General features: G+C 49.5%; 13 protein-coding genes. All 13 read right to left on the minus strand.

Annotated elements, in window-relative coordinates; all coding sequences use genetic code 11:
- Positions 1–5: 5 nt before the first annotated feature.
- On the minus strand, positions 6–1,877 hold the full coding sequence (locus tag LLG96_01035) for a LysM peptidoglycan-binding domain-containing protein (protein MCE5248781.1): 1,872 nt from the start codon (positions 1,875–1,877) through the stop codon (positions 6–8).
- A gap of 29 nt (positions 1,878–1,906) precedes the next feature.
- A complete protein-coding gene (locus tag LLG96_01040) occupies positions 1,907–2,464 on the minus strand; it encodes an SPOR domain-containing protein (GenBank protein MCE5248782.1) in 558 nt (185 codons plus the stop codon).
- Entirely contained in the window at positions 2,461–3,555 is a 1,095-nt protein-coding gene (locus LLG96_01045) for a DUF3108 domain-containing protein (protein ID MCE5248783.1), read from the minus strand. Before LLG96_01045 ends, LLG96_01040 begins: the two co-directional genes overlap by 4 nt.
- Positions 3,552–4,667, minus strand: a complete 1,116-nt coding sequence (locus LLG96_01050) for a glycosyltransferase (protein MCE5248784.1) — start codon at positions 4,665–4,667, stop codon at positions 3,552–3,554. The genes LLG96_01045 and LLG96_01050 overlap by 4 nt, the downstream gene beginning before the upstream one ends.
- Entirely contained in the window at positions 4,664–5,464 is an 801-nt protein-coding gene (locus LLG96_01055) for a glycosyltransferase family 2 protein (protein MCE5248785.1), read from the minus strand. Before LLG96_01055 ends, LLG96_01050 begins: the two co-directional genes overlap by 4 nt.
- 116 nt (positions 5,465–5,580) lie before the next feature.
- Positions 5,581–6,138, minus strand: a complete 558-nt coding sequence (locus LLG96_01060) for a hypothetical protein (GenBank protein ID MCE5248786.1) — start codon at positions 6,136–6,138, stop codon at positions 5,581–5,583.
- A 264-nt stretch (positions 6,139–6,402) separates the two neighbouring features.
- Positions 6,403–7,476, minus strand: coding sequence for a hypothetical protein (locus tag LLG96_01065; protein ID MCE5248787.1), 1,074 nt, complete (start codon positions 7,474–7,476; stop codon positions 6,403–6,405).
- A complete protein-coding gene (locus tag LLG96_01070) occupies positions 7,476–9,170 on the minus strand; it encodes a hypothetical protein (GenBank protein MCE5248788.1) in 1,695 nt (564 codons plus the stop codon). Before LLG96_01070 ends, LLG96_01065 begins: the two co-directional genes overlap by 1 nt.
- Before the next feature lie 20 nt (positions 9,171–9,190).
- Positions 9,191–9,937 carry an ABC transporter ATP-binding protein gene (locus tag LLG96_01075; GenBank protein ID MCE5248789.1) on the minus strand — a complete coding sequence of 249 codons (747 nt, stop codon included), beginning with the start codon at positions 9,935–9,937 and terminating at the stop codon, positions 9,191–9,193.
- A gap of 17 nt (positions 9,938–9,954) precedes the next feature.
- Positions 9,955–11,469 (minus strand): transglutaminase-like domain-containing protein, encoded by a 1,515-nt coding sequence (locus LLG96_01080; GenBank protein MCE5248790.1) that lies wholly within the window; start codon positions 11,467–11,469, stop codon positions 9,955–9,957.
- A 1-nt stretch (position 11,470) separates the two neighbouring features.
- Positions 11,471–12,076 carry a threonylcarbamoyl-AMP synthase gene (locus LLG96_01085; protein ID MCE5248791.1) on the minus strand — a complete coding sequence of 202 codons (606 nt, stop codon included), beginning with the start codon at positions 12,074–12,076 and terminating at the stop codon, positions 11,471–11,473.
- Positions 12,073–12,522, minus strand: a complete 450-nt coding sequence (purE, locus tag LLG96_01090; GenBank protein MCE5248792.1) for a 5-(carboxyamino)imidazole ribonucleotide mutase — start codon at positions 12,520–12,522, stop codon at positions 12,073–12,075. Before purE ends, LLG96_01085 begins: the two co-directional genes overlap by 4 nt.
- A gap of 16 nt (positions 12,523–12,538) precedes the next feature.
- The coding region (locus LLG96_01095) for a phosphoribosylamine--glycine ligase (GenBank protein MCE5248793.1) at positions 12,539–12,700 on the minus strand (162 nt) is incomplete at its 5' end.

Below are 12,700 nucleotides of genomic sequence, written 5' to 3' on the forward strand. Positions count from 1 at the left end.
AATCATCAGCCTTTTGTTTTCTTGATAATGATCGACTGGCCCGGTTGAATCTTCCTGTGGTCTTTGATTTTATTCCATAGTATCAAGTCTTTATAATCGACGTTGTATGTTCTGGCGATATCATAGAGCGAATCGCCTTCCTGGATAACATAGGTAATCTGTTCGGGAGCATCGGTGCTGCGTGATGAATCCGACTTCTGGGCGAGCGCTCCCGATGACCCGGACCCGGGGACAATCAGGCGCTGTCCCACATATATCTTCGTGCTCTTTCCCATTTTATTGAGCGACTGCAGGACCGATACGGAAGTTTTGAATTTAGTTGCCACAAGGCCGAGACTGTCATCCTTACGGACAACATAGACGTCCGTCTTCTCTTTGGATACAACCACATCGTCCGATTTATCAGATACGGCGGAAGCGACATACTCCTCTTTCCCTCCGGGTATCTTAAGCCTCTGTCCGACCGACAACCGGTGTGCATTTCTGAGATTATTGGCGTTCATGAGACTCGTCACCGACACACCGAACCGCTGGGCAATACCCGACAGCGTGTCCCCTCGCCTGACCGAATAACCGGAAACCCGCGGAGGAACATATTTTTCAGGTTCTATCTTGGCATATTCAGCGAGAAATGTCTCTTTTGCTCCCTTGGGAATTCGCAGATGATACATTTCTTTACCCGCGGGAGTGTAGTCACGGCGCAGCTCGGCATTTAAATCCCGTAATTCCTCAAGGCTGACACTGGTCTGCTCGGCGATCCTTTTCAGATTCGTATAGGGATGAACCTCAACGGTATCGAACTCAAGCGGGGGGTCGTATTCGATCTTTTCAAAACCGAAAAGCTCGGGCTCCTTTGCAATAATGAGCGCCGCCATGAAAAACGGAACATAACTTTTTGTTTCGGTCGGGAGCTTCATCTCCCAGTAATTGATATCGGGAGTCTGCTGGAACTGTCGTGTTATACGCGCGGGGCCGCAATTATATGCCGCCATGGTGAGATTCCAGTCGTTGTATAACTGGTAGAGGTCGTTGAGGTGCTTTGCGGCGGCTTTGGTGGATTTAATCGGGTCTTTCCGCTCGTCGACCCATTCGTCCCGGTCAAGGCCGTATAGTTTTCCGGTTGCATAAAAAAACTGCCAGAGACCAACGCACCGTGCCCGAGAATAAGCGTTCGGATTGAATCCGCTCTCGATCATGCTCAGGTATGCCATATCCTGCGGCAATCCTTCCTCGGTGAGTATCTGCCTGATGAGGGGAAGATAACGGCCGCTCCTCCTGAGCCAGGTTGTCATCTCCTTTCGGCGGTTTGTCTGGAAAAAGTAGATGGCTTTTTTTACCTGTTCGTTATATTCGATCGGCATATCGCTTTTCAGGGATATTTTAAGCACGATTTTTCTCAGTTCCTCATCTGTCCACCGACCGGATTTAAAGTCCTCGATATTTTCAAGTTCTTCGATCCAAGAAGTATAATCCTCCTGGGATATTTTCTCGGAATCGCTCAGAATCGTTCCGAGGGATTTTCCCAGCGAAAAAACCGCGTTTTTGAAACGGCCCACGAGGTCTTCATCCTGGATACTGTCGATATCAACACTGCTTATAAGTACAAAAGCGCTGTCAATCTTCGATTCGGCAAGACCGAAATCAACATCTTCATACGCGGCCTGGGCATCATCGTAATACGCCAGCACCTTTTCGAGAACGGACTCTTCATCCGGGTATTTTGTCGGCTGCGCAACCGCTTCCTCAGTCTGGACGGCTTCCTCGACTAGAGTGTCCTCGGGAATGGCTTTTTTTGACGAGTAAAACGCGGATGAGCATCCGAGAAATGATAAAACACTTATAAGTGTAATACAGAAGTTGATACCGTTTCTTTTCAAGGATTTTTCCTTTCGTTTCATTAAAGTATTTATTGTGTATTTATAGTTGTTCTTATCCACCACGAATTATTAAAACCCAGACCTTTCAATATTTTAACATAATTGTCGGCTTCGCTCTTTTCGCTGAAATCACCGACTCTCACCCTGAAAAATGGAGCTTCGTATATGACATATACCTTTGCATCGACTTTCGCGCGGGCTTTTTCCGCATAGGCATATGCTTCCTTCTGATCGCCGAACATGCCAATCTGCACCCGGTATCCCAATATATCGGAAGCAGACTTCGATACCTCGGAAGTTTCACGGCGGACATCTGCTGTCCGCGATTCGTTTGCTTTATCGGCTGTCGTCTTCTGCGGAGTTATCGCTTCTTTGATGACCTCATCCGGATTCTTTGTCGATACCGGAAAGGAATCCTGCGCTATCTTTGCATATTCATCGCCCAGAATGAACGGATCGATATTTTCAACTGTCCCGGATACCGGCTGAGCCGGTGGAGATGTCAAAAGCGCTCTGTTTCCGCATCCCGGCGCACATATAACCGCAGTGCAGATACAAACGACGGCAATCGAACAGCAGTTCTTCATCGAACAACTCCGGTTTTATACGAAATGAGCTGAGATGCGATACTGCCGATAATCACCTTGCTCGACATTTTAACAGGGATTTTATAGATGTCATCGGACAGCCAGACAATTATTTTGCCCTTCTGACGAAAAATGCCTTCCGACTGGAGGATCGGTTCGATTTTCAGGCAGTTGAACGTTCCGGCAGGAACCGTGATTTTCTCCCGTTTATATACATTCACTTTCAGCGGATAAACCTGTCCATCGGCGTATACGAGCACTTCCTCGGATTTCCCGACTTCGAGATCGAATGTCCGCAGGTAATATAAAGCGCTCAGGATATCCTGAATATGCGGGGGAATTTCGGTAACAGCATATTTTTTCTGCGTACTGAGAGCGATAAGACGGTCATGATGAAAATCGACAAAACGATCGGATTTATACCGTCCTTCCCTCAGCCGCTTTTCTATTCTGCGGGAAAAAATTCCCAATGTATCGATATATGAATCCACGGTATCCCTGACTTTATAAAAACTCGAAATAAAATCGTTCGAATTGGCGGTTGTCTTGATGTGATAACACATACCTCCGTTCACACGCTCGATTCCTGTCACTGACATGGTCGCAACGCCCGCCGTATAAAAACTGTATGTAAGCTCAAAAGTAAGCTGTTCACCGACATTCCACGCCCTGTTTTCGATTCTGCGCGGTATATATTTATCATCAGGGTGCAGCCTGATAATGTCAGTGGTTAATTTGTTTCCTTCAAGATCGAGAGATTCCGGCTCATTTTCTTCCGTATACACGACCGGAAGCGATTTCGGTGTATCCACTTTACCCGCTGTTCCCGAAACGACTGTGACGGTGTCCGTCATTTCCACGGAGAATTCTTTCTTTTCCGTCTGGATACTGTCGGGTTTGTGAGTTGACGCTTTTAGTTCAAGCGTATCCGTTTCAGCCGATGACGAATCAGGGACAAACGGGACATTGAGCATTTCTGATGTCGCACGGTCGAGCGGTTTGTCGAATCGCGATCCATCCTCATCAGCACTGACGGCGCGCAGGTTCAATGTCACTGTCAGAATTAGCAGAAACACCGTATGTTTGCTCAAACTATATACTCCGAGGAACCATTCAGTACATTCAGGTATACGTCAACCGTACTGTTCACGGTATGTTCAATGGTATTCCTCAACAGTATGGAAGATGACCGGCTTCCCATTTTCCCCCTTATCTCGGGATTTTCAATCAGATAATTTATACGCTCGGCAAATGACATGTAATCGTCTATCGGAACGATATAACCGTTCACTCCATCCTGAACGATCTCCGGAATACCGCCTGCGCTTGTCGCAACGACGGGGAGATTAAAATACATGGCGTCAAATATGGAAGAACACAGGCCTTCTTCGCGGGATGAAATGGCAAAAATATCAGCGGCATTATAGACTGAAACGATATCCTTGACAAATCCCAGGAGAAAAACCGATCTCTGTAAACCGAGACTGTGAATATCCCTCTCTATCGACGATTTCATCTCCCCTTCGCCGGCGAAGAGAAACACGGCTTCCGGGTGCTTTCTGATGACATTGTGTGCCGCCTTGAGAAGTACATAGTGTGCTTTATGAGGCGCCAGCGCCGCTACAGTCGCAGTAACCACCGCATCGGAAGGTAACCCGAGTTCCGCCCGTAAATCCCTGGATGAAACGGTGTCCGCGAATTCCTCGATGATAAATCCGCTCCGGATGGTCACCACACGCTTCGGATCTATCCCGTCCTCGATGAGAATCCGTCTCACCGCATCGGAGACGGTGATAATTTTATCGACTGCCGGGCCGTATTTGACCTTTTTACTGTAGTAGCTGTGAAGATGAAAGTCAACACGCCGTGAAACAACCAGTTTGCATTCTTTCATTTTCCACAACGCCAGAATCGCTATACCATGACCATGCGAGGTATGTGCATGGGCGATGTGAATCTTTTCGCTCCTGATATAATTCCGGAGCTGGTACGCCGATACAACATCCCATTCGCCCCTGAACGGGAAATGGACGACAGTAATGCCTTCCGCATGAGCGCGTTTCGATATTTCGCTTCCGGGTTTGCAGGCAAGTACATTATATATACCGCGCCTGCCGAGGCGCTTGATGAGCTCGAGAGCCTGCCGCTGTCCGCCACGCCATTCCGCATGAGTATCGATGTGTATGACTTTGAGCTTGATCATTCGGTATTCCTTGAAGAAAGCTCATAGAGTCTGGCGTACTTCATGAATGTATACCATGCCCCCATCAGGGAAGCGATAAGACCGGGACCGGAATCGAGAAATCCGGCCCGGAGAATATACATTTTTACAAACTTACCCGCAGGCCGCGCCAGAATGCTGAATAATCCTGTCCTTCGCCCCGATCCGGCTTCGCGTTGTGCCCAGAGGCATGAATATCGGTCGATAGTCCTCAGATGATCCCCGAGATCATTATAGGGACGATGAAGCAAATCTCCCCTCAGGTATCCTTTCGATTCCCCGGCATCGAGCCACTCGTGGAGAACCTCGCCTTTCCACCGCGCATATCCCCGCTTCGAAAGGCGGGCACGGAAACCGGGATACCACCCGCAGTGCATGATCCATCGCCCCAGGTACAGGGTTTTACGCGGCACAAGGTATACCATCGGATCGCCATGCCGTTCTTCACGGGTGATTATATCCTCGATGGATTTCCGTAACTCTGCGGTGACTTCTTCATCCGCGTCAAGATTAAAAACCCAGTCACCCGTACAGAGGTCGATTGCCCTGTTTTTTTGTTCGACGAAATTATTGAATGGAGCAAATGAAACATGGGCATCGAGCTTCTCCGCCAGAACAACCGTGTTATCGGTGCTGCCAGAATCAAGAACGATTATCTCGTCCATCCACCTGACACTTTCAATAGCACGGCCGATATTTTTTTCTTCATTTTTGGTGATTATATAAGCCGATATTGTCGATCGCCGGACATTGCATCCGCACTTGCTTTCACCACTCAAACCCGTATTCCTCGGGGACTCGCGAATAAATCAAAAATGTTCCTGCCACATTACTGTATCAGAATGTGAATAAAAAATCGTGTATCAATAAACGTAACATCTGAATACCGGAGTTTTTATTTGGTACTTTCTTTACGGGAATCAGTTCCCGCTTTTTTTTCCGCCCATGAAAAAACCAATGGCGCAACGCGTGATATTTCCGCATATAGTTCGTCGAAAACGGCCATATATATCTCATACCCCCCGGCGACAGGATCGATAATTTCGCAGAAACCGGGGCGTTCATCGCCTTTCAGCCCGAAACATTTCAGTTCATGGACATACTGGCAGAACGGCCATCGCATGGTAATGAAATCGGTGTGGTTTTTTTCCATGGTGAGTATGAGGTCGGCGTTCCTGACAATTTCTTCGGAAACCTGTTTTGCGCGGTGAAATCCTATATTTATTCCGTGGGCAGCCGCAACAGCCCGTGCATCCTGAGAAGCCGGATTCCCTTCGGTGGCATATGTTCCGGCGGACTGGATTACAATCGGAATCACCCGGTTATTGTTTTCGATTTCGTCCAGAACGAGCTCTTTCAATATTCCTTCCGCCATGGGGCTGCGGCACATATTTCCAGTACATACAAAAAGGAGACGGAACTGTTCCAAATCCGACCTCAGAAAATTACACATGAATGGTATATCTTACCCCAGGTTGCAATCGAACAGGTACTATAGTTGACCGTTTTGATTTTAAAGGTACCGAAACCAGTTCCGCATGACGGCGCTTCTGTCACCCGGAATAAATATCATGGTCTCTTGCGCGCTTTATAACTTCACCGAACGAAACCTGATATTACACAACGCAAACAAAGATAAGCATTTGCACGTAATAAGTCAAGAAAATCATAAGATTCAATGATTTGCATATCATTCGGAATGACAATTCCGGTCATGTCAATCAATCCATCCGCCGAACCCGGCGTAAAATTTCAGGTTTGCGTCGTCACCAGGCCGGGCGATCAACAGATGAAGATCGGTATCGGGCATATACGGAAGATCGGTATTTATTCCAAAACCGAAACCGATTCCCTTCTTGACATCGGTGCTCTGTTTCCGCAGGTCCTTGAATGTCGGCGCGCCGCGAACCTGTCCGAAATCAAACTGGCAGAGGAGGGAAATCCTCCTGAATTTCGCTTTATGCACCGCAAATTGAAAATCGGGAAACGGCTTCACCTCGATAAGATTCTGGGAATATAAAGACTTTCTTCCCCAGAACTCGTCATTTTCGTATCCGATAAGATTTGAATGACCGCCCAGAAAATACAAAGGCGATTTCTGCGGTGTCAGATTTCCCCTGAAACTGAGGATGTTTTTATATCGGATAAATTTGTTTATCTCAACCGACCGTCTTGCCAGAAATTCAAGGAGCAGATAATTGAAATCACCATTCAACAACGTATATGACCGTTCAAATGAAAGGTAACCTAACATGTCATCATACTTGGTTTTTCCCGTTTTGCGGAAGAGATAATACACCTTGAGCGACCGGTCGTTGGCATGTATTATCTGGGTACCCATGCGGCGGTTCGGCGACCATTCACGCTGAAACTTGAATTCCATTCCGACTGTGGAATTTTTGTCAAGCGAATGGGTAAGAAACGGAATAACCGACTGGGCACGGTTCCAGATTCCCGTAGAGTCGGTGAAAACCTCGCGGAAGTAGAGATTATCCTCTATTGTAATGCCCGGCACAACGACATACTTGTAAAATGCATGGCTCATGCCGAATCCCATGTCCTGCCTCCGGTAATCGTAATCGGCGGAGATTGCGCTCCTCAGAACATTGAAATCCTGCTGGAAGAGGGCGTGAAATTCAAAGCTCGGAATATAAAGGGCATAGGAACTACCCTTGTTGAAAACGATACGGTTGATCTTGATCTTTACCGGGCCGGTGGTATTCTGCGCGAAAGCGGTACAACACATGAGACCAAGAAAAAACAGACCGATAACGATAGATTTTATCCTCATCAGAATTCTCTCCTCGCAAGCATCCGGGCGCCGATTTTCAGAGGAACCACGATTGCAGCCGCATTGAGAATCACCCCAAGAACGAGCGACACGATAATCGCCTTCTCCGGGTATTCTCCTCCCGAAACCAGAAAAACCGTGTACCGATAGAGCGGAACGGCAAGAAGCGTCATCATCATACCAATATATATGAGCGACAGAACGATAGTCAGGATACCGCCGGGACTCGTTGCGATTCTGCTCGGGTTACGCTCCGAAAAATCGGGAAATGCGGCTCCGAGCCCGACCGAAATGCAGGTCAGCCCGATGCTCATCACCATGATGCCCGCTGCGGTAAACAGGTAATACCATCCCTCGAACTTGAGAATAGCCCCGGAAAGAAGGGCAATCGGTTCGGCAATGAAAAGAAACGCGGCAAAAGCCGGAACGGATTTTGCCCGGAACAGTGTCGCGGTCGAAAGCGGCGCCGAGCCCAGAACCCAGAACGAATTGCTCTCGAGGCTTATCGACGGAAACACGAACCGTACCGCCAGCGTTGCGAGCACGAATCCGCAGAATCCGAAATTCATGACCGACAGAATGGCATGCCACCGCTCGTTGTTCAGATCGGCCGGGATAAGCCGGAGATTGAACAGGTAGAGCGCCATCAGCGCCAGGAGAAGCAGTATCTGCGCCCATTGGCTCGGTTCCCGGAGCAGAAGAATGATATCCTTCCGGAGGAGCGCCTGGCTCTGGCTCCGCGATGGTCCGGACAAAAATCCTTCCTTCCGCACTGCGCCGGCGACGGCTCTGTTCTTTTCGGCGAATGACCGCTCGTTTGAAATCTGCCATGTTTTAAAATAGAGATGCTCACCCATTATCAGGAGAACCGACACGGCAAACAACGCGGATGAAACAAGCGCGGAAGTATAGATCGTAAAATCACGGTAATTATGCAGAACGAGCGAGCGCAGACTCTGTATAAGCCAGAAATTAGGAGAAAAGGGATGAGCGTTCAGACGGAAATTGTTCAGAAACAGATTGAGAGCGCGATAATCTTCCGTGAAAGGAATGGCGAGCTGATTGGATTGCGAAAACCTTATGACCATTACCATGAATCCCGTAAAAAACAGTATACCGAGGAGAATAAGGTGCCGTAAACGTATATATTTTGACGCCAGAATCGACAGAAGGGCAAGTATCGTTCCGGCGGCTGTCGCATACACGATAAACGGGACGAGTACCAGAAATCCGGTCAGCACATATTCGAATGCCCCGAACTTGCGGGCCTGGGCATATGCATGAAGAATAGGAATAGCCATGAACAGTATGGCCCATGAGCTGTATATGATAATGTCAAGGTATTTGCTCATCAGCAGCGCATTTTCCGAGAGGGGTGTGCTGAAAAGGTACTCCGTCTCGGCGGAACGGAACAGCGATGCAAGCGCGGTCACAAAGCTCGATATAATGAGCATAAAGAAAAAAGCCATGAAACCCACGGAAACCAGGCGGTCAATGAGGAGATACCCGATTTCTTCCAGACTGACCACATATTTGAAAATAAGGCCGTGAAAGAAAAGGTACGAGCCATAGGAGAGAACGAGAAGAACGATACCCGTGGATATGTTCCGAATGAGCGCGCTTCTCCTGGTATCAAACACAATCGAGGAGAGTACTTTCATTTTTACGGAAAACAGCAACTGAACAGCCTGCATGATCGTCACCCTGATTGTTATTACTCGAGGTATGCTGTCCTGGTGGTTTTTTCGGTCAGTTTCAGGAACAGCTCTTCGAGATTACCGCCTTCCATTTCCGCTTTCGATCTCAGATCATCGAGTGTTCCCTCGGCGGCAATGGAACCCTTGTGGATGATCGCCATCCGTCCGCACAGCTCCTGGACAACGGAAAGATCGTGCGACGACATGAACACGGTCGCTCCGTTCTGCCGGATAAGGGTCAGCATATCCTTGAGAAGCCGCGCGCTCGGCGGGTCGAGCCCCACAGTCGGCTCGTCGACTATTATCAACTCGGGACGGTGAATGAACGCGGCGGACATCACGACTTTCTGTTTCATGCCATGCGAATACTCCTCAGTCCTCAGATCGATCCAGCCGTGCATCTCGAAAATATCGCTCAGCCAGTCGATCCGTTTTTCGACATCTTCAACGCTCATCCGGTACAATCCGCCGACAAACCGCAGAAATTCACGTCCCGTGAGCTTGCCGTAAATGAAAGGGCTGTCCGGAACATATCCCACAAGCGACCGTACGGCTATCGGGTCGTGTGATACATCCATGCCATTGATAAGAACCCTGCCCTCGTCCGGACGGATAAGGCCTATCATGGCTTTGATCGAAGTCGTTTTACCCGCCCCGTTGGGCCCGAGGTAACCGAAAAATTCGCCTTTTCTCACACGGAATGTAAGATTCGAAAGAGCGGTTGTCGATCCATACCGTTTCGTGACACCCTCAAATATAACCATATTTTCTTCCATAACCGTTACCTGCAGGAATGTATTATCAGTGAAATGGAATTTATGATACGGAGCAGTTCGATAAGCTTGTCAAAATCTCCTCGCACCAGGGAAATATGGGTTGCATCGGCATTATCCTGCCCGAACGTGGGGTCCAGGTCATGCCATACTCCACCGACGAAGACCGACGGCCAGCTGTGATACCGGAACGCGCTGTCCTTGTAGACCAGCCCGGTGTTGATCTGGGTGGGTATGCCGACCGAGCGGGCAAGAGCGGTGAAAAGCTTGGTGCGTTCATCACAGTCGCCCCGCATATCCCTGAGAATGTCCACCGAGCGGACAATGTCGAGCCCTTCCTCCTGTCTGACGCCCGAAAACACCCACTGGTTCAGTGCATGCGCCATGTCGAGAGTATCGCTCACCGCGGTGGTGATGGTTCTGGCGGTTCTCCGGATACGGGCATCATAGGGCTGAATATAATCGCTCATTCCCAGAAGCGACGTGTCGGCGGAAGCCAGTTTTATCTCGTCCATCAAATACTCTCCGCTGGTAAGTGGTTTATTAAAAATATCCATTATCAGCGGATTTACCGAAATGATTTTTTTGTTCGATGTCGTTATGTCGATATTCGCGGCACGCATCCCCACAAATTCCACTTCGAGAAACGTTACATCACGCGGAGAGGAAATCTGCTGACGGGGAATGACCGCCAGCCGTTTGAGCCGGTCATTGCCGTAACTGACTTCGAGAGGGAGAAGAAAGACATTCTTGTCCATGGCTTTTTCGATGGTCAGGCTTCCCAGAATATCGCCGAATATCGGGATACCCGTGCTCTTAACCACCGCACCGTTGCTGTCGAGCCATAACGACGATTCAATGTCTTTATAGAGCAAATCGTACCGCACTGTCCGGAACGTTCGTCCGCTTATCGTGACAATTTCGGGTCCCTTCCTTACACTGTGCACCAGATACCGTGAAAAATCGACCGGGTCGAAAATCTGCATGGTGAGCGCCTCGGTGTCGGCATTATGGAGAAAATAAGGAAGCGATACCGGCATCGTTATATGTTCGTTCACCGGGAAAAATCCTTTTCGCATCGCCGACAGCACATCTTTTTTGACACCGATAATGAGGCTGTCCTCCCTGACCTGGGCGCTGAAGTTATAGGTATGGTTTCCCGAGTCAAGGGTAAAATCCATATAGCGGGTAACGAGGGTTGTCGAGTCGATTCCGGTTACCGACTGGAGGAACACTTCACGGGACATTCCGGCGAGATTCAGTTTCAGTGTGACGTCCTCGCGGAATATTTTCATGTTTTTCCTGATATACTGTGTTTCGCTTTTATAACCGATTTTCTGGTCACCGAGGAAAATTCCGTAATACTGGCGCCGTGAGGCATCGAACTTGACATCGGCGCTGAAATACCCTAACTCTTCGTCCACATTTCTGATGTAATGGAGATAATACAGGGAGCCCATGACAACGAGCCAGAAGATAAGCGAACCGACAAACAGATGCAGTATTCGCCGGGAAGAGGCCATATTACAGAACCTCCAGTATACGTTCCCTGCCGATTGCGCCGATCCGGAGAAACTGCGGTGAATCTCCGGTAAGATCGATGACCGTGCTCGGTTCGCCATCGAGCTCTGCGGGGGTTTCAAGAATCATACCGGCGTGACCGGAAAACAATTTCGCTGCCTGTTCATAGGTGGTCACAGGCATATCACCGGTCATATTGGCGCTCGTTGATACGACGGGGCTTCCAAACTCCCGTGACAGGGCAGCGGCGACCGGATGCGGAGTCACGCGGAATGCTATTCCGCCGGAAGGGCCTCGAAGATGTGCCGGGAGCTTTTTTCCGGGACGTATCACAAGGGTGAGCGGCCCCGGCCAGAATGCATCGGCGCATCTCCGGGCAATGTCATCGAGCTTTCCGGCCCAGGACTCGACAGTTCCGAGCGTATCGGCAATGAGAATAAACGGTTTTGACCGATCCCGCTTCTTCATCGATTGCACACGGGCGCATGCGGTACCGTTCAACGGATCGCATCCGATACCGTATACCGTCTCGGTCGGATAGATGACGATTCCGCCGTTTCTCAGAATTTCCGCGGCGGTCTTCACCTGCTGCAGATCGATGCGGTTCATCCTTTCATCTTCCGGCGGTAATCCTGTAATTTCCGGTCGAGCTCATCATCGCCAAGCGCGAGTATCTCCACGGCAAGAAGCGCGGCGTTTCTCGCATTGGAAATCCCCACGACGGCGACGGGAACACCCTTTGGCATCTGAACGATTGAATAGAGCGCATCGACACCATTCAGGGGGCCTCCGCCTATCGGTATACCGATGACCGGGAGTGTCGTATGAGCAGCGATAACACCCGGCAGCGCCGCCGCGAGTCCGGCGCCGGCTATGATGACTTTGATTCCCTTCGATGCCGCAGTCTGGGCAAATTCAGTCGTACGCTCCGGCTGACGGTGCGCGGAAAGCACCGCCGATTCATACGGAACGCCAAATTCATCGAGTATCTCGAATGCACCCTTCATCACTGCATCATCCGATGTGCTGCCATATACTATGCCGACTTTCGCCATGTCCGCTCTCCCCTGCTCACAAGCTCCCGTTTATGTAACGCAGTGCCTTGTTCCCTATATCGCTCCGATAAAACGCATTTTTAAAGGAAATCAGTCCAGCCGCACGGTATGCCCGCTCACGGGCTTCGCTGAAATCTTTTCCCCATCCGGTAACTCCAAAAACCCGTCCCCCGGATGT

The organism is bacterium, assembly GCA_021372535.1.
Classification (GTDB): domain Bacteria; phylum Latescibacterota; class Latescibacteria; order Latescibacterales; family Latescibacteraceae; genus JAFGMP01.